The organism is Kaistia nematophila (assembly GCF_026343855.1).
Lineage (GTDB): Bacteria > Pseudomonadota > Alphaproteobacteria > Rhizobiales > Kaistiaceae > Kaistia > Kaistia nematophila.
Genome location: NZ_JAPKNK010000003.1, coordinates 49,259 through 66,333, shown reverse-complemented (window position 1 = coordinate 66,333; position 17,075 = coordinate 49,259). Strand labels below are relative to the sequence as shown.

Sequence of the window (17,075 nt, the reverse complement as noted above, 5' to 3'; positions counted from 1 at the left end):
CGCTTCTTTCACGCGCAGGAGACAATGATGGTCGACGCTCGCAGCGACAAGGCGTTCCCCGTATCCTGGGACCAGTTTCACCGGGACGCGCGCGCCCTGACGTGGCGCCTTTCCGGCGATCAGAAGTGGCAGGCGATCGTCTGCGTGACGCGCGGTGGCCTTGTGCCGGCGGCGATCGTGGCGCGTGAACTCGGCATCCGCATGATCGAGACGATCTGCGTCGCCTCCTATCACAACTACAAGGACCAGGGTTCGCTCAAGGTCCTGAAGCCCGTCAGCCAGGAGATCATCGATCTCGGCGGCGGCGAGGGCGCCGGCGTCCTCGTCATCGACGATCTCGTCGATACCGGCCGCACCGCCCGCCTGGTGCGCGAGATGCTGCCGAAGGCGCATTACGCGACGCTCTATTCGAAGCCGATGGGCCGCCCCATCGTCGACACCTTCATCACCGAAGTGTCACAGGATACGTGGATTTATTTCCCCTGGGACATGGGTCTCACCTTCCAACCGCCGATCGCCGGCTAGGAGATACAAAGATGGCCGATCCGAACCAGCCCGCCGACGACGAAGATTTCGAGGCCTTTGCCGAGGAATATGAAGAGCATCGGGACGCGCTCTACGACCTGATCTCGGACTATGCCGACGACCAGCAGCTCGATGACGGCCTGCTCGCCGCCATGGTGCTCGATCTCGCCGTGTCGCTGCGCATGATCGCCTATGCGAACAGCGTCGAGAAGCCGTCCGTGAGTGGCCTCAAGATGGAACTCGACCGCTTCAACAAGGACGCGGAAGAGCATTCCCGTTCTGCCAAGCAGGACGCCGAGGACTTCATCGCTCAGGTCAAGGCCCAGCGCGAGGAAGACGAGGGCTGAAAAGCCCCGGCTTCGTGAGTTCTGAAAGCGGCGGTTCCGGGTTCGGAGCCGCCGCTTTCTTTTTGACCGGGCTTAGCCGCGCGTCACCATGGCGATGCCGATGGCGATCGGCACGATCCCCAGGCAATCGACGAGGCTGACCGGCTCGCGGAACAGCAGCCAGCCGAAGGCGAGGCCGAGCGGCGGCATCAGGAAATGCAGCGTCGACGCCTCGGTCGCGGTCTTCGTCTGTAGCAGGCGGAACCAGAGTAGATAGCCGCCGATCGAGGCCGCGATCACCAGATAGCTCCAGCCGCCGATCAGCGCCGGCGTCAGGCGGATATCGGCGATGCTCTCCGTCGCCAGCGCCACGGGAAGGAGCAGGATCCCGGCCGATAGCGACTGGATCGCCGTGCCGGTCCAGAGGTCGCCATCCGGCTTCAGCTTCTTGAACAGGATGGTGCCGGCGACCAGCGCAACGAGCCCGCCCAGCACCAGCAGCGTGCCGTGCCAGTCCTCCGCGCCGCCCGCGAGCCGCGAACGCAGCACGATGGCGACGCCGATCATGCCGAGCAGCAGCCCGCCGAGCTTCAGAGGCGACAGTCGCTCGCCCAGAACCGGGCTGGCGACGAGCGCGGTCAGAAGCGGATTGGCGCTGATCAGCACCGCCGTGAAGGCGGAGGAGACGGTGCGCATGCCGGCATAGCTGAGGCCGAGATAGAGAGCGCTGTTGAGGGCGCCAAGCACGGCCCAGCTCCAGATCACGCGCCGGTCCGGCCATTCGAGGCGACCCGCCAGCGCGGCCAGCCCGAGCAGGATCGCGCCGGCGGCGAGGAAGCGGCTCGCGAGCAGCAGGAGCGGCGGGCAATCCGGCAGGGCGAACTTCGCCGCCGCGAAGGCCGAGCTCCAGATCAGGCAGAAGAGCGCGATCAGCCCGAGGTCGGCGAGGCTGTTGCCGGGCGCCTTGCGCTGGGTTGCGGTGGGGATGGCTCGGTCCGTCATGTCGATATGCCTGCTTGAGAACGTGCCGGCCGCGGCCGGTGACGAAGCCATAGGCGTTTCGCGTGGTATTTGGAAATTCGATGTTTTGATGCTACTCATTCGAGAAATCGATAGCGCAGGTGTCGCCATGTTCGATCTCGATCTCCTGAAGACCTTCGTCTCGGTCGTCGACGCCGGCGGCTTCACCCGCGCCGGCGAGCGCGTGCATCGCACCCAGTCGACGATCAGCCAGCAGATCCGCAAGCTCGAGGATCTGGCGGGAACGCCACTTCTGATCCGCGAGGGCAGGGGCGTCGCGCTGACGGCGGAGGGCGAGCGGCTTGTCGGCTATGCGCGCCGCATCCTGGCGCTGTCGCAGGAGGCGCGCAGCGTCGTCGGCGCCGCGCAGGCGGCGGAGCATGTCCGTCTCGGTCTGACGGAGGATTTCGCCGTCGCCGAACTGACCAGCCTGGTGGCGCAATTCGCGAAGCTTCGGCCGGAATGCCGGCTCGACGTCCGCTGCGACCTCTCGGTCGAGCTAGAACGGGGGCTGGAGCGCGGCGATCTCGACCTCGTGCTGATGAAGCGCGACGCCGGCGGCGGTCCGGCCGAGGGCGTCTGGCCGGAGAAGCTGGTCTGGGTCGGCGCCGCCGATGTCGATTGGCGGCGCGTTGACCCGGTGCCGCTGATCGCGTTTCCGCAGGGCTGCCGCTATCGCGACCGCGCCGTGCATGCACTGGAAGCATCCGGCCGGCGCTGGCGCGTCGCCTATGAGAGCGCTAGCCTGATCGGCATTGAGGCGGCGATCGCGGGCGGCCTTGGCGTTGCGCTGATCGAGGCGCGGGCAGTCCGCCCGTCTTATGCGGTGCTGGTGGGCGACGGGTTCGTTCCCGTGCCGCCCACCGAACTGGCCCTCAAGGTCGCGCCGGGCGGGCGCCGGCCGGTCCGGGACCTGGCCGACCTTGTCCTTGCCTATTGCGAGCAGGAAGGCCTCGCGCGCGCCGCGTGAGTTTCTTCCTGGCCTGAGTTCAAGTCCGACCCTCGCCCCAACCCTCTTCCGCTCGCGGGAGAGGGGGCTCGCCGGTGCCTGACGGCGCTCTCGGCGTGAAAGAGGCGCACCCGCCAAAACCCTCGCCCGCTCGCGGGAGAGGGTAGGGTGAGGGTCTTGCTTGAAGTGGCGTTCCTAGACTGCGAGAGCGCCGGCCTCAGCCTTCAGCGTCAGGCCGATCGCCTTGCCATGGCCGTCGATGGCGCTGAAGACGTCCGAACCGTCGACGCTTTCCTTCTTCCATGAGGCGATGGCGCCGGCGCGGATATGCAGGTGCATGTCGGGCTGCATGGCGTTCAGGAAGCCATGGCTGAACGAGACGCTGGTGAGCGTGCCGGACCAGCGATGCACGACGCCGTTCTTGACCGCCTGCAGCGTCACCGGCTCGGCCGCCGCTTCCGCCGCCTTCAGGGGGCCGTCGGCCGGTTCGTCACCCGGGTCCGGACGCGCGGCCGGCGGCGCGGCGTCGAGCGGAAGGCGCTCGATGCCCTCCAGCGCGGCGTCGAAGCGCTCCAGCCCGTCCAGCGCCGTCAGCTTGGCGATGGCCTTGCCGTCGGTGTCCAGGATTTCCAGGAACGGCAGGACGTTCTTCATCACCATCTGGTCGGCGACGATGCTGCCGATCTTCGAGAGGTCGAGGCGCGTCTCGCGCGCGGGGCCGCGCAGGACGGCGAATCCGTCCTCCATCTCCACGCTGTCGATGGCGCCGAGGCCTTCCAGCAGCGCGCCGTCGGCGCGCACGCCGAGGATCAGATTACCGATGGCGGGAACGCGGCTCAGAACGGCGAACGGTTCCGGCGCCAGCGCCTGGCGATGGGAAACGGGATCGGTCATGGGAGCACCCTCTATGGCTCGTCTTGCAAGGCTTTCGGTCAAGGCTTGGGCGAGCCGTCGTGGTGCCACGAATCCCCCGCTGCGGTTTAGCAGCGCGCGGGTGCCGATTTGAAGGCCTATTTGGGCGGGCGTTGGCGCCGGCAAGCCGGGGCGGCACGGCCGCCTCGCGCCATGCGGGTTCGCCGGCAGCATCGGAAGCCCCTATGCATTGGGGGATAGAATGCATCGCCGACTATCGATAGACTATTTCCAAGTATTGGATTTCGTCTAGCGTAATTCCGTATCTGTCCCGGAATTATTTCAAATATAGAATCTTTTCGATAGAGAGCCCGCAGATGGAAGAGCTTTTTTCCGGCCGTTCTTACGGGGTGTCGGCGGATATCCGGGCCGACGGGCCTGTGGTCGTCTGTTTCGACCCCTGGATCAACAAGCCGGATCCGGACCGGGCGCCGTTCGGCCTGCGCTATTTCTCGACCAATAACATCAACGTCCTCTCGGTGAAGTCGCACGGCAATCACTGGTACCAGCACGAGGAGATGGACGAGGTCGTCGACCGTATCAACCAGCGCCTCTTGGGTCGGGACCGGGTCGGCTATGGCTCGAGCATGGGCGGCTACGCCGCGGTCAATTTCTCCGAGCGGCTGTCGCTGTCGCGCGTCCTGCTCTTCTCGCCGCAATATTCGCCCGACCTCAAGCGGGTGCCGTGGGAGAACCGCTGGCAGGAGCAGGAGAGCCTTGCCTGCCGCTATGACGTCGTGTCGGAGATTGCGCCGGTCCCGGGCTATCTCTTCTTCGATCCGCACAACCGCAACGACCAGCGCCATGTCGACCTGATCACGCAGCGCCATCCGCTGACGACGATCAAGATGCCGTTCGCGGGACACCATGTGCTGGACTGGTTCGGCCAGAACCGGACGATCAGCCAGTTGATCAAGTCGCTCGTGTTCGACCCGACGCGCGAGCGCGACGCCATCCGCACGCGCAGGCTGGACCGGGCCCGGATCGCGACCTACTGGCTCAATCTTTCCGCCCACTACGCCGCCAGGGGGCGGTCGGAGAAGGCGATGCAGGCGGCGCAGCGGGGCACGGAGTGCGACCGCGGCGACGTGATCCTCGCCCGCCACACCTATGCCAGCTGTCTCTATGCGGACGGGCAGGCGGAGGCGGCGAAACGGATCTGGCGCGCCGCGCTCGACAATCCCGAGGAGGCGGGCCGCCAGCATTTCCTGCTTCGCCAGTCGATTGTCGACCAGGGCTGGCCGGAACTGCGCGCCGCCCTGCTCGACGTCGAGGTCGCAGCATCGGGCTAGGCCCGATTTGCACAGCGGCGCGCGACGTCGCGCGATGGGGCTATCCACGGTGCCGCCGAGATGGCAGAAAGCCCGCATTGCGGGCGTGGCGAAACTGGTAGACGCAAGCGACTTAAAATCGCTCGACTTCGGTCATGCGGGTTCGATCCCCGCCGCCCGCACCATCCGGATCCAGCCGTTGGTTCCTGCAGGCTGGCTCAGTCCGTGGTTTCGGCGACCTGATGCACGATCGTGCCGGTTTCCCGGACGGCGCGGATGTCGGCGGGCGAGGCGCTCGCTTCCAGCACCAGCTGGTTCACGTCGCTCATCTCGCAGACGCGGAAGGGCGCGACCGTTCCGAGTTTTTCGTTGGTGGCTGCCAGGATGACCTGACGGCTCTGGCGGATCATGGCGCGCTTGATCTCCGCTTCGTCCCAGTCAAAGGCGGTTACGCCGCCGAGCGGGGACAGGCCGCAGCTGCCCAGGATCAACAGGTCGGCGAAAACTTGCTGCACGTCCCTGAGCGTCTGCGCGCCGAGACAGGCGCCCTTGTCCGGATCGAAGACGCCGCCGAGCAGGACGCGCGTACAATTGGTGTGTGATTCCAAGGCCATGACTATCGCGGGCGAATTGGTCACGACCGTGAATTTCCGGTCTATCGGCAGGGCGCGCGCGATTGCGACATTGGTCGAGCCCGCATCGATGAAGATCGTCTGCGCCGTGCCTACCAGACCGGCCGCGACCTCGCCGAGCCGGGCCTTCGCGTCGCGTCCTTCCCGCATCCGCGCCGCCAGCGGGCCGCCATCGGGGGCCGGCGCCAGCGCGCCGCCATAGACGCGCCGGCACTCTCCGGCCTTCGCCAGTTCGCGCAGGTCACGGCGAATGGTGTCCTCCGACACGCCGAACCTGCCCGCCAGATCGGCTGCGAGGACACGGCCCTTGTTCGCAAGTTCCTGCCGAATTTGCTCGTGCCGCTCGTCGGTGAACATTACTGCCTGCCTTGTTTATGCGCATTATTGCGTATTGTTGTACATTCTGCAATGCTGAGGCCTCGCCGGTTCAGGAACGTGCGTCGCTGTTCATTCCGGCGCGAATCCGGCCCCGCAGTGAACAACCGAAGACAGGTCGAATGCACGTTCATTCCGAATTCCCGATCCGACTTGTCGACGCTTTCATCGAACTGGCTGTCTGGTCCGGGGCATTGTCGTGACCCTCACCGTTTCCCGGCGCCATTCGCCGATCTACGAGCTTTTGTCGTCGCCGCTCTATCGTGGCGCGGCGCTCGCCATGTTCCTTTCCGGTCTCGGAACGTCGGCGGCGGCGCCGCAGATCGTCCTGTTCCTCGTCCGGGAACTCGGTACGTCCCTGCCGGTAGCCGGGCTCTACTATCTGACCAGCCTGACGGCGCCCGTCGCCGGCTATCTCATCGGCAGCTATTCGGACCGGACCGGCGGCCGCCTCGGTCTTTTCCGCCTCTGCGCGATCGCCGGCTTCGCGGGCTGGGCGGGTTTCGCCTTGGCGACCGAGGCATGGATGCCGTTCGCGATCGGAGCGATCGTTCTGGCTTTCTCGGGCGCTGCGGCGTCGCAACTCTTCGCTGCCGTCCACGACGAATTGGTCCGCGCGCCGTCCCGCAGCGGCGACGACGTCGTCGCGATCATCCGCATGGCGCTGACAGCCGGCTGGGTGATCGGGCCGGCGCTTGGCGCCTGGCTTGCCGCCGAGGCGGGCCTCCGTGCGCTGTTCTGGGGAACCGCGATCTGCTTCCTGGCCCAGATCGTTCCGCTCGGAACGCTGCGCGCGAGCGGAGGGAGGCGGGGCGCTGAAGCCGGTTCGGGTCGCTCCTCCGCCCGAGCGAGCCTCCAGCCGATGTGGCCCCTGTTGGCGTTCACCGCGCTTTTCGTCCTCGTCTATGCGGGCGAGGCGATCAAGTTCGGCTTCCTGCTGCTCTATATGGAGGAGCAACTGAAGCTCGAACCGGCGCTTCGCGGCGCGATCATCGGCATCCAGCCCCTTATCGAGCTTGTCATCATGCCGTTCAGCGTTGCACTAAGCCGACGGTTCGGCCCGCTCCATCTGATGAGCTTCGCCGCCGCCCTCTGCGTCGGCGCCAATCTCTGTTTCGCGGGTTGGCCTTCGGCGACCGGCATGTTCGTCGGCCAGATCCTGATGGGTGGCGTGTGGGGCCTGTTCGCCGTTCTCGGCATCCTGGTCGCGCAGCGCCTGCTGCCGGACGCCGTCGCGACCGCTTCCGCCATCTTCATGAGCTCCAGCGCGCTCAGCTCCGCCCTTGGCGGCGTCGCGGGCGGCCTGGGAGTGGCCGCGTTCGGCCTCCCGAATGTCTTCTTCATCCCCGCCGGCCTGGCGCTCCTGGCGGTGGCCGGGCTCGCCGCCATGGCGAGCCGGTATCCCGTTCGCTAGCCCCACGAAAGCTCATCCCGATGACATCGCTTGCTTCAACGCCCGCCCAGACCCATCCGCTTTCCGGCCGAACGGAACAGATCGCCACACGGGCCGTATTCCTCGTTGCCGGTCTTGCTCTCGCATCCTGGGCGCCGCTGGTGCCCTTCGCCAAGGCGCGCCTCGGCGTCGACGACGCGGCGCTCGGACTGCTCCTGCTTTGCCTCGGGCTTGGATCGATCGTGGCCATGCCGATCACCGGCGTCCTCGCCAGCCGCTTCGGCTGCCGCTCCGTGCTGGTAATTTCGGCCATCGTCTTCGCCCTCGTCATGCCCTGGCTCGTGCTGGCGAATTCGGTGATCGCGCTGGCGATCGTTCTCATCCTGTTCGGGGCCAGCGTCGGAACCTTCGACGTGGCGATGAACATCCAGGCGGTGATGGTCGAAAAAGACAGCGGCCGCCACATGATGTCGGGCTTTCATGGCCTCTTCAGTGTCGGCGGAATGTCGGGTGCGGGCGGGGTCAGCCTGCTTCTCGGCATGGGCCTCACCCCGCTGATGGTCACCTTGCTGGTCAGCGCCTTGCTGGTGGTGCTTGTGGTCACGGCCTATGCGGGACTGCTGCCCTATGGCAACCGGGAGGCCGAGGGAACGCCGCTCTTCGTCATGCCGCGCGGCATCGTCATCTTCATCGGCGTTCTCTGTTTCATCGTCTTCCTGGCGGAAGGCGCAGTCCTCGACTGGAGCGCGCTCTTCCTGATCTCGACCCAGGCCGTCGACCCGAGCCATGCGGGCCTCGGCTACACGATGTTCGCCGTCGCGATGACGTTCGGCCGGCTTACCGGCGACCGCATCGTCCGGACGTTCGGGGCGACGCGGGTGATGGTCATCGGCGGTCTGCTCAGCGCGGCCGGGTTCCTGATCGCGGTGTTCGCGCCGACTTCGTCGATCGCGCTTGCAGGCTTCCTGCTCGTCGGCCTTGGCGCTTCCAACATCGTGCCGGTGCTGTTCACGGCCGCCGGCCGGCAGACGCGCATGCCGCCGAGCCTGGCGGTCGCCGCGATCACGACGCTCGGCTATGCCGGCATCCTGATCGGGCCGGCCGCCATCGGTTTCGTCGCCCAGCATCTCAGCATCGGCGCCGGCTTCGTGCTGATCGCGGTCGGGCTGCTGGTCGTCGGCATCGCTGGGCCGGCCGTCTACCGCCGCTGACGGCGGAGGCGGTTCAGCCCATCTTCCGGGCCGGGTTGAGCGGCGGCAGGGGCGCGGCCGCCGGCCGCGCCGGACGGGCGAGGCAATCGCGCCGGTAGTGGCGGAGCCTGGCCAGAAGCTCGTGCGCCATGGCGCGCGACCAGCGGGGCTTGCCCTGGTCCGCATCCATGGAGAAGAGCGCGGCTTCGAGCGGCCGCGCTTCCGGCGGCGCCGGCCAGGTGGCGGGAAGGCGGGCGCGCCAGGTCGCGAGCGCCGCGTAGATCGCCTCCGCATCGTCCTGGCCGCAGGCGCGGATCACCCCCTTGAAGGCGGTCGCTTCCGAGTTCGTCCGCTGTGCGCGGCGCTCGGCGGCGCGCCGGCGCCAGCCTGGTCCGAACGCGGCCAGCGCCAATCCCGCCAGCACGACCAGCGTGGCGATGGCGGCGCCCGTTTCTGGCCGGATGGCGGGTTTCGAGGCTTCGGCTCCGCCGGTCGCAGCCGGCGCCGGGCCCGGCGCGACCGTGACGGTCGCGGCCTTGCCGGAAGCCGTCTCCGCCTGCTTGCCGGCGAGGTTCCACCAGGGTTGCGTCACGGCTGGCAGCGCGAAGTTACCCGCCTTTTCGAACACATAGGTGGCGCGGTCGATCCGCTTGCCGGTGATGGTGCCGCGGTCGCTCCGGTCAAGATTCTGGGGCGTATCGACATAGACGCGGACCCCTTCCGGCGCGTCGAAGGAGAGGTCGCGCATCGCCAGCGCCGGAATGTCGGTCGCTGTGCGGGTGATGGTGCGGACGAGCGCGTCGCCGGCGTGGAGCGGTTTTGCGGGCTCGGGGTTCCAGCTCTGCTCGAGCGTCAGCTTCTCCGTCGCGACGACAACGCCTTTGGCGTCGATGCCTTTCGGCACCTGGATTGTCTCCTGCACTGCCTCGCCGCTGGCGCTGCCGATGACGTTGCCGGCGCGATCGAGCAGCGTCACGCGGGCGGGCGGGATCGAAAGGGCGCCGCCGCGTCGAGGAAAGACGGCGAATTCGAAGCGCTGGCCATTCAGCCTGGCGCCATCGACGGTGTCGCTGATCGTCGTGGCCTGACTCTCGAACCGCATCACCTGGGCGCCAGGCATGTCCGGGATGGAGACGCGCGGCGGATGTGGCATGTCGCCTGGAAAGAGCACGTCGACATAGAGCGCGATGTGCTGGCCGACGACGGCGCCTTCCTTCGGATCGAGCGTGGTGCGGACGACAGGGGCGGCGGCGGGAGCCACGGCCGTCGTGCTCGCGGAAGGCGGCTCCTGCGCCCGCGCCGTCGCGGAGGCGAGCAGGAGAGCGAAGGCGAGGATGGCGCGTCTCATGGCTTCGGCTCGGCCGGCTTTGCCTGAGGCTCCGCGGACGCCACCTGAAGCTGATAGGCGAAGCGGGCGCGCAGGAAATCTGCCGGCTTGGTTTGCACCCGCTTCAGCCAGAGTGCGCGCACCTCGGCGTCGCTCATCGGCGTGTCGTCGACCTGCGTGTCCTGGCCGTTCTGGCTCTTGGCGTCCTTGTCGTAGACGATCTCGTCGGCGCCTTCCTCCTGGTCGCCGAGATCGCCGCCCGGGCTCTTCATCATCTCGGCGCGCATTTGCGCCAGCATGCGGTTGGCGGTGGCGTCGTCCCAGCCCGGCTTCAGTTCGAGGGCGCGATCATAGCGGCCGACGGCCGTCTCATATTGCCCGAGCATCACCAGCGCATTGCCCTGATCATAGGCCGCTTCGGCCGTGTCGATGCCGCCGAAGACCTGCGCGGCCGTCTTGAAATCTCCGGCGCGCATCAGCGCCGCGCCGCGCCACATCGGATGGTGAAAGCTCGCGGCAGCGTCCGCATAGCGGCCGTGCTCGAACAGCAGACGGCCGCGCTGGTCCGGAGAGGCCCAGAGCTCGCGCCAGCCGAATTGCGCCGCGCCGAGCGCCAGCGCCAGGATAGCGATGCCGAGCACGATCAGGCCGTATTTGCCGAAGCGGGGCGGGGAGGCGGGCGTCGTCGTCATGCCAGCACCCATCCGCGCCGGAACCAGAGCAGGACGATGAGCGCGATCAGCGGAACCAGCCAATAGCCGGCCTCCTCCCAGCGCGCGCCTTCGCCATTGCCGAGCGCAGGCGCCGCGCCGGCGGCGAGCCGGCGGGTGATCGCGGCGACGTCGGTGTCGTCGATGCTGGTGGGGATCAGGCTGGCGCCGAGGGTTTTGGCGGCGTCTGCGAGGCCGGCATCCGCCGCGATGTTCGGCGCCGTCAGGCCGAGGATCGTCACCGGCACGGCCGGTTTCGCCAGCGCGCCGACCTGGTCGGGCGCGACCGCGTCGGCGAGGACGAGGATCGAGCCGCCGAGCCGGGCCTCGCCGAGCACGGCATCCGCCTGCGCGACGGCGTCGGCGAGCGCGTCGCCTTCGCGCGGCATGATCTCGGGCGAGAGCGCCTTGGCCATCGTCAGTACGACATCGCCGTCGACAGTCGGCGGCAGGACCAGATGTGCAGTGCCGGAATAGGCGATCAGGCCCGTCGGCGCGCCGGCCCGGCTTTTCAGGATGTCGTCGAGCTTCTGGCGGGCGCGGTCGAGCCGGGTCGGCGCGAGGTCGGTCGCCAGCATGGTCGGCGAGAGCTTGAGGAGGATCATCGCGGGGCGCGCGGCGGCGGCGAAGGGCGAGGGCACCTCGCGCCAGGTCGGCCCTGCCAGCGCGACTATGCCGAGGATCCAGCCCAGAAGCGCGACATCGCCGGGCCGGACGCGCCGCCTTGCCTCGCCGCCGGTGACGAGATGCTTGAGCAGTGCCGGGTCGATCACCTTCTGCCAGCGATTGGTGCTGTCGGCCGAGCGGCGCTCGGCCCACCAAAGCAGCAGCGCCGGCAGGAGCAGCAGCAGCCACCAAGGGCGGATGAAATGGAACCCGGCAAGGACGGAGGCGAGCGTCATGTTCTCACCGCCTCCGCCCGTGCTTCGGAAGTGGCCGACGCCGTCGCGCGGCGATGCGGCCAGCGGATGAGTAGCAGCGCCTGCCCGAGCATGGAGAGGATCGCCAGAGCGCCGAGCGGGATCCAGTACAGCTCCGTCTTCGGCCGGAAGGTGACGGTGTCGACCTTGCGCGTTTCGATCTGGTCGAGCTTGTCGTAGATCGTCGCGAGCTGCTCGCGATCCATGGCGCGGTAATAGCCGCCGCCCGTCGCGCTGGCGACGTCCTTCAGCGCCGCTTCATCCAGCTTGTCCTCGCCGGCGGCGGCCGGGTCGCCGACCGCGATGGTGTGGATGACGATGCCGTTGTCGGCGGCGATGCGGGCCGCCTGGTCGGTCGGCACGCTGCTCGCCGTGTCGTTGCCGTCGGTCAGCGCGATCATCGTTTTCGCGGGCACGGTCGACTTGGCGAACAGGTTGATGCCGAGGCCGATGGCGTCGCCGAAGGCGGTGCGCGGCCCGGCCATGCCGACCTGCATCTCGCCCACCAGCCGCTCGGAGAGCGAGAGATCGGTGGTGAACGGGACAAGCGTGAACGGCGCATCGCCGAACACGACGACGCCGACGCGGTCACCCTCGCGTCGCTTCAGGAAATCCGTCAGCACCTGCTTCACGGCAGCCAGCCGGCTGACCGTGGCGCCGCTGGCATCGGTGAAATCCTTGGTGTCCATTGAGCCAGAGAGATCGACCAGCAACAGAAGGTCGCGCGCAGGCTTGTCGAAATGCAGCGGCGGCTCGATCCATTGTGGCCGCATCAGCGCCGCGACGGCGAGGAGCCAGCAGCCCGTGAGCAGCAGGCTCCGGATCAGGCCGCGATGGCCGACGACCGAGCCGCCCTCGGGCTTTGCGCCCGTCAGCGTCACCAGCCGCGTGAAGAACGGCACGCGGAGCGCCGGCCGGCGCTGGCGATGGCGCGGCAACAGGAAATAGACCACGAGCGGCAACGGCAGCAGAACCGCGAACCAGGGATAGGCGAAGCTGGGCATGGCTCACCACCCGGCCGCGCGATGGCGGCGGATCCAGTCGCGCGCCGCCCGACGGATGTCGCTGTCGTCGCCTGGTGCCGGAGCGCCGAGCGCGACCCTCGGCAGCGATTGGGCCGGGCCGGTCTCGAAAGCCCGCATCCGCCCGGTCTGGTCGAGGAAGCGCAGCCAGGCGACGCCTGTGAGCGCCGCGACCTCGCTTCGCGGAAAGGCGACGAGCGCGGTCCGCTTCAGGATCGACGACAGCCGCTGCGCGCCGGCGGCGTCGAGCGGTTCGGGCAGGGCCGCCAGCTCGCGCAGCGCCTGCCGGCGATAGGCGTCGTGACGGCGGCGCACGACCTGCCGGGCGGCGAGCAGGACGAGGCCGGCGAGGACGGCGGCGGCGAGGATCCACCAGCCGGGCGCCGGCGGCCAGAACGGGACTGGCGCCGGCAGCACGATGTCACGCAGATTGGAGAGATCGGAGGGATTGCCGCTCATGATGACGCCCGCGCTCCGGAAGTATCGCGCGAATGGGCGAGGCGCTGGCCGAGCAGGTCGCGGAATTGCGCCGAGACGTCCCTTCCGGTTTCGATCGGCAGCACCGGGATCGTGCGCTGCCGTGAAAAGCCCTCGAGGCTGGCGCGCCGCTCGCTGAAGCCGCTGGCAAAGCGGTGGCGCAGCGAAACGGCGGCGCTATCTACCTCGATCTGGTTGTCGCCCTCACCGACGATGACGCGGCCGAGTGGCGGCAGATCCGCCTCGATCGGATCCGAGACGAAGATGGCGAGGACGTCGTTATGCGCGGTGATGCGGGTGACGAGCTTCGTTGTCTCCGCGTCCGCGCCATAGGCGTCCGAGATGACGCAGACGAGGCAATCGTGATGGACCAGCCGCGAGGCGCGCCGCAGCGCCTCGTTGAAGAGGCCGGGATCGGCGGCGCGGCTGTCGGTCGCTTTCAGCGCCGCGTTCTGGCGCGCCACTTCATGCAGGATCGGCAGCACGCCCCTGTCGCGTGCTTCCGGCTGGATCTCCGTGATCCGGTCCTCGGAAAAGACGATGGCGCCGATGCGGTCGCCGAGCGAGGTGACGCGCCAGGCCGAGAGGGCGGCGGATTCGGCCGCGGCGACCGATTTCATCATCAGCCTGCTGCCGAAGAACATCGACAGGCGCTGGTCGACGAGCAGCAGCACGCTGCGGTCGCGCTCCTCGGTGTAGACGCGGACATGCGGGCTGCCGAGACGGGCGGTCGCCGCCCAGTCGATCGTGCGGGTGTCGTCGCCCTCGTAGTAGTGGCGCAGTTCCTCAAAATCGAGGCCGCGCCCGCGCAGGCGCGAGGCGTGGCGGCCGGTCAGAAGGCTGTGCACAGGCTGGCGCGGCAGGAAGCTGAAGCCCTTGGCGCTGGTCTTCAGGCGCAGCAGTTCGTCCAGCGTGACATAGGCCCGCGCCGGACCCGATGGCTCCTCCGCCGTCCTTGTCCGCGATGCCATGCCGCCTCCATTCCTAGATCGCGACGGCGACCTGCCGGACGATCTCGTCGATGACGTCGTCGGCATGAACGCCGTCCGCGCTCCCTTCATAGGTCAGCGACACGCGGTGGCGCAGGCAGTCATGCGCGACCGCCTGCACGTCCTCCGGTGTGACGTAGTCGCGGCCCTGCAGCCAGGCGAAGACGCGCGACGACTTGTCGAGCGCGAGCGAGCCGCGCGGGCTGGCGCCAATGGCGATCCAGTCCTTGAGCTTGTCGCCGAACTCGGCCGGTCGCCGGGTCGCGGCGATCAGCGCGACGATATAGGTCTCGACCGCGTCGGCCGACTTGACTGCGTCGATCTCCTTGCGGGCATCGAAGATCGCCTGCTGCGGGATCTTCGCCGCGGCATCGGCGGCGGCGCCGGACTGCTCCGCGCGGACGAGCTGCAGCACCTTCACCTCGTTGGCATCGCTCGGATAGTCGATGCGCACATGCATGAGGAAGCGGTCCATCTGCGCTTCGGGCAGAGGATAGGTGCCTTCCTGCTCGATCGGATTCTGCGTCGCCAGCACCATGAAGAGTTCCGGCAGGGTATAGCGCTTGCCGGAGACGGTGACCTGGCGTTCCTCCATCGCCTCGAGCAGCGCGGACTGTACCTTGGCAGGGGCACGGTTGATCTCGTCGGCGAGGACGAGATTGCCGAAGATCGGCCCCTTGCGGAACTCGAACGAGCCGGCGCCGCCGGCGTCGGTGCGATAGATCTCGCCGCCGGTGACGTCGGAAGGCAGCAGATCGGGTGTGAACTGGATGCGGCTGAATTCCGATTCAAGCGCCTTGGACAGGCTCTTGATGGCGCGCGTCTTGGCGAGGCCGGGCAATCCCTCGACCAGAACATTGCCATTGGCGAGCAGCGCGATGACGAGCCGCTCGACCACCCTTTCCTGGCCGATCACGGCCGCGTTGACGCGCTTCTGGATCTCGAGAATGGAGTCTCTTGCGGTCATCACGGCTCATTTCTCGAAGGGATAGATGATCTTCCAGTCGTTCTTCATGTCGACGACGACCCAGCCGCGCTTCGGCGCTTCGTCCAGCGCCTTGTCGAGCCGGCCGAAATGGGAATCGCGGTCATAGGCCCATTCGCGCTTGGCGTCGGTGTGATGGATGATGATGCCCATGCGCGGACCTGTGTTGAGCGTGGTCCATTGCAGCATCTGGAGGTCGCCGTCGGAATTGCCGGCCGCGAAGACCGGCCGCTTGCCGATGAAGCGGTTGATGCCGACCGGCTTGCCGGGGCCGTCGTCGACGAACTCGATGCCCGGCAGCTTGAGGATCTCGGGCTTGTCGCCGTCGAGCTTGAATTCGGTCTTGCCGGACGAGCCGACGACCTGCTGCGGCGGGATGCCATAGACGCCCTCGACCCAGGGCCGCATGAACTCGATGCCGCCGCCCGAGACGATGAAGGTCTGGTAGCCATTGGCGCGGAGATAGGCGAGCAGTTCGAGCATCGGCTGGAAGACGAGCTCGACATAGGGCCTGTCGAAGCGCGGATGCTTCGCCGTCTGGATCCAGTCCTTCACGACGGCGGCGAATTCCTCGACCGACATGCCGGTGGAACTGGCGGCCAGAAGCTCGCCGAGCCCCTGGTTTCCGGTGGCCATCACTGCCTCGATGTCGCCCTCCAGCACGCCCTTGAAGGGCTGCTGCTCCTTCCATTCGGGATGATCCTTCGCCAGCGTCTTGATGCGGTCGAGGATGAAGGCGGCCTGGAAGTACATCGGCTGCTCGGACCAGAGCGTGCCGTCATTGTCGAAGGTGGCGATGCGGTCGCCCATCGCGACGAAATCAGGGCCTCCGGTCGTCGTCGTGCGCGTCACGAAGTCGACGATGGCGGTCTTGGTCGCGCCGTCGTTCCAGGACGGCAGCGGATCGGGCGCCTGCGCCGAGGCGGCTCCCGACAGGGCGAGGCTTCCGAACAGCGACAGTCCGGCGCAGAGGCCCAGCACTGCGCGGCGGGAAAGCTGGCCGGCTGCGCGCATCATTTCCTCCATCGTTCCATCCCCCTGGATTGTCTCTGTCCGCTAGGCGCGGCGGATGCACCGGAAGCCGACATGGCTCGTCGACGTGTCGATCGGCTCGGCATGGCGGGCGGCCGGGCGATAGCGGCGGCAATAGCTCGGCGCACAGAGATGCGAGCCGCCTTTCAGCACCTTGCGGGGAATGCGGATCTGCGGCTGGCAGGGATCGAAGCTCGCCTCCATCGGGCCGCCGCGCGGATTTTCAGGCACGCAGCAAGCCTTCGGGGCGTCGGCGGGATGGTGGGTCGACCAGAAGTCGGCGGTCCACTCCCAGACATTGCCGATCATGTCGTGCACGCCATAGCCGTTGGGAGGGAAGGCGCGCACCGGCGAGGTGCGCTCATAGCCGTCGGTCTTCAGGTTCTCGGACGGGAACTGGCCCTGCCACGTATTGGCCATCTGGCGGCCTTCGGGGTTCAACTCATCGCCCCAAGCGAATTCGGCGCCGTCGAGGCCGCCGCGGGCGGCGAATTCCCATTCGGCCTCCGTCGGCAGCTCCTTGCCGGCCCATTTCGCATAGGCCTCGGCGTCGGAATAGGCGACATGCACGACCGGGTGGTCGTCGAGGCCCTTGATCGAGCTGCCGGGACCATAGGGCCTGCGCCAGTTGGCGCGGAAGCGGAACGCCCACCATTGCGACCAGTCGCGCGTGTCGACCGGGTGGCCGGGCGGCGTGAAGACCAGCGAGCCTGCCTTCAGCATATGCGGCAGCGCGCCCGGATAGTCCTTCGGGTCGGGCGCGATCTCGGCGAAGGTGACATGGCCCGTCGCCTCGACGAAGCGGCGGAACTGGGCGTTGGTCACCGGCGTCGGATCGATGTGGAAGCCGTCGACCGTCACGCGATGGGTCGGCTTTTCCTCGGCATAGTGGTCGTCCGACCCCATGCGGAACGTGCCGCCGGGGATGAAGATCATCTCGTCGGTCGTGGCCGCGGCGGAAGGTGATGTGTGGCGAAGAGCGTGGTTCATGGGCCAATCCCGCAGCGAGGGTGGGGCGGG

18 protein-coding genes and 1 tRNA gene are annotated in these 17,075 nt (G+C 67.8%); 7 read left to right on the top strand and 12 right to left on the bottom strand.

Annotated features, from left to right (window positions below):
* Nucleotides 1–27 precede the first annotated feature (27 nt).
* Both gpt and OSH07_RS08815 read left to right on the top strand, forming a co-directional pair.
* Nucleotides 28–525 (top strand): xanthine phosphoribosyltransferase, encoded by a 498-nt coding sequence (gene gpt, locus OSH07_RS08820; RefSeq protein WP_266338271.1) that lies wholly within the window; start codon nucleotides 28–30, stop codon nucleotides 523–525.
* Nucleotides 526–536: 11 nt separating this feature from the next.
* Entirely contained in the window at nucleotides 537–872 is a 336-nt protein-coding gene (locus OSH07_RS08815) for a hypothetical protein (RefSeq protein ID WP_266338270.1), read from the top strand.
* Between the two features lie 72 nt (nucleotides 873–944).
* Here OSH07_RS08815 and OSH07_RS08810 read toward each other — a convergent pair whose 3' ends face one another.
* Nucleotides 945–1,853, bottom strand: a complete 909-nt coding sequence (locus OSH07_RS08810; RefSeq protein WP_266338269.1) for a DMT family transporter — start codon at nucleotides 1,851–1,853, stop codon at nucleotides 945–947.
* 127 nt (nucleotides 1,854–1,980) lie between these two features.
* Between OSH07_RS08810 and OSH07_RS08805 the strand changes: the two genes are divergently transcribed.
* Complete coding sequence (locus OSH07_RS08805; RefSeq protein ID WP_266338268.1) at nucleotides 1,981–2,841, top strand: LysR substrate-binding domain-containing protein; 861 nt, start codon at nucleotides 1,981–1,983, stop codon at nucleotides 2,839–2,841.
* A gap of 174 nt (nucleotides 2,842–3,015) precedes the next feature.
* Here OSH07_RS08805 and OSH07_RS08800 read toward each other — a convergent pair whose 3' ends face one another.
* A complete protein-coding gene (locus OSH07_RS08800) occupies nucleotides 3,016–3,714 on the bottom strand; it encodes a hypothetical protein (protein ID WP_266338267.1) in 699 nt (232 codons plus the stop codon).
* Nucleotides 3,715–4,049: 335 nt separating this feature from the next.
* On the opposite strand from OSH07_RS08800, the gene OSH07_RS08795 reads away from it, so the two are divergent.
* Together OSH07_RS08795 and OSH07_RS08790 are read left to right on the top strand one after the other, a co-directional pair.
* Nucleotides 4,050–5,024 carry a tetratricopeptide repeat protein gene (locus OSH07_RS08795; protein WP_266338266.1) on the top strand — a complete coding sequence of 325 codons (975 nt, stop codon included), beginning with the start codon at nucleotides 4,050–4,052 and terminating at the stop codon, nucleotides 5,022–5,024.
* Between the two features lie 79 nt (nucleotides 5,025–5,103).
* A tRNA-Leu gene (locus OSH07_RS08790) sits at nucleotides 5,104–5,188 on the top strand.
* A gap of 33 nt (nucleotides 5,189–5,221) precedes the next feature.
* On the opposite strand, the gene OSH07_RS08785 is transcribed toward OSH07_RS08790, so the two are convergent.
* Complete coding sequence (locus tag OSH07_RS08785) at nucleotides 5,222–5,992, bottom strand: DeoR/GlpR family DNA-binding transcription regulator (protein ID WP_266338265.1); 771 nt, start codon at nucleotides 5,990–5,992, stop codon at nucleotides 5,222–5,224.
* Between the two features lie 217 nt (nucleotides 5,993–6,209).
* Here OSH07_RS08785 and OSH07_RS08780 point away from each other — a divergent pair, with 217 nt between their 5' ends.
* Together OSH07_RS08780 and OSH07_RS08775 are read left to right on the top strand one after the other, a co-directional pair.
* Nucleotides 6,210–7,424, top strand: a complete 1,215-nt coding sequence (locus tag OSH07_RS08780) for an MFS transporter (protein WP_266338264.1) — start codon at nucleotides 6,210–6,212, stop codon at nucleotides 7,422–7,424.
* A gap of 20 nt (nucleotides 7,425–7,444) precedes the next feature.
* Nucleotides 7,445–8,614, top strand: coding sequence for an MFS transporter (locus OSH07_RS08775; RefSeq protein ID WP_266338263.1), 1,170 nt, complete (start codon nucleotides 7,445–7,447; stop codon nucleotides 8,612–8,614).
* Between the two features lie 13 nt (nucleotides 8,615–8,627).
* Here OSH07_RS08775 and OSH07_RS08770 read toward each other — a convergent pair whose 3' ends face one another.
* From OSH07_RS08770 to OSH07_RS08730, 9 genes are read right to left on the bottom strand one after another with little or no spacing between them, the layout of a single operon-like run.
* A complete protein-coding gene (locus tag OSH07_RS08770) occupies nucleotides 8,628–9,941 on the bottom strand; it encodes a hypothetical protein (RefSeq protein WP_266338262.1) in 1,314 nt (437 codons plus the stop codon).
* The gene (locus tag OSH07_RS08765; protein ID WP_266338261.1) at nucleotides 9,938–10,612 is read right to left on the bottom strand and encodes a tetratricopeptide repeat protein; all 675 of its coding nucleotides are present in this window, start codon (nucleotides 10,610–10,612) and stop codon (nucleotides 9,938–9,940) included. The genes OSH07_RS08770 and OSH07_RS08765 overlap by 4 nt, the downstream gene beginning before the upstream one ends.
* Nucleotides 10,609–11,532: a vWA domain-containing protein gene (locus tag OSH07_RS08760; protein WP_266338260.1), complete on the bottom strand. Its 924-nt coding sequence runs from the start codon at nucleotides 11,530–11,532 to the stop codon at nucleotides 10,609–10,611. Before OSH07_RS08760 ends, OSH07_RS08765 begins: the two co-directional genes overlap by 4 nt.
* Nucleotides 11,529–12,554 (bottom strand): VWA domain-containing protein, encoded by a 1,026-nt coding sequence (locus tag OSH07_RS08755; protein ID WP_266338259.1) that lies wholly within the window; start codon nucleotides 12,552–12,554, stop codon nucleotides 11,529–11,531. Before OSH07_RS08755 ends, OSH07_RS08760 begins: the two co-directional genes overlap by 4 nt.
* A gap of 3 nt (nucleotides 12,555–12,557) precedes the next feature.
* Complete coding sequence (locus tag OSH07_RS08750) at nucleotides 12,558–13,031, bottom strand: DUF4381 domain-containing protein (protein ID WP_266338258.1); 474 nt, start codon at nucleotides 13,029–13,031, stop codon at nucleotides 12,558–12,560.
* Nucleotides 13,028–14,020 carry a DUF58 domain-containing protein gene (locus OSH07_RS08745; RefSeq protein WP_266338257.1) on the bottom strand — a complete coding sequence of 331 codons (993 nt, stop codon included), beginning with the start codon at nucleotides 14,018–14,020 and terminating at the stop codon, nucleotides 13,028–13,030. Before OSH07_RS08745 ends, OSH07_RS08750 begins: the two co-directional genes overlap by 4 nt.
* Before the next feature lie 13 nt (nucleotides 14,021–14,033).
* A complete protein-coding gene (locus OSH07_RS08740) occupies nucleotides 14,034–15,005 on the bottom strand; it encodes an AAA family ATPase (protein ID WP_266338256.1) in 972 nt (323 codons plus the stop codon).
* A 6-nt stretch (nucleotides 15,006–15,011) separates the two neighbouring features.
* Nucleotides 15,012–16,040: an HAD family hydrolase gene (locus tag OSH07_RS08735; RefSeq protein ID WP_266338255.1), complete on the bottom strand. Its 1,029-nt coding sequence runs from the start codon at nucleotides 16,038–16,040 to the stop codon at nucleotides 15,012–15,014.
* A gap of 39 nt (nucleotides 16,041–16,079) precedes the next feature.
* On the bottom strand, nucleotides 16,080–17,045 hold the full coding sequence (locus OSH07_RS08730; protein WP_266338254.1) for a formylglycine-generating enzyme family protein: 966 nt from the start codon (nucleotides 17,043–17,045) through the stop codon (nucleotides 16,080–16,082).
* Nucleotides 17,046–17,075: the final 30 nt, after the last annotated feature.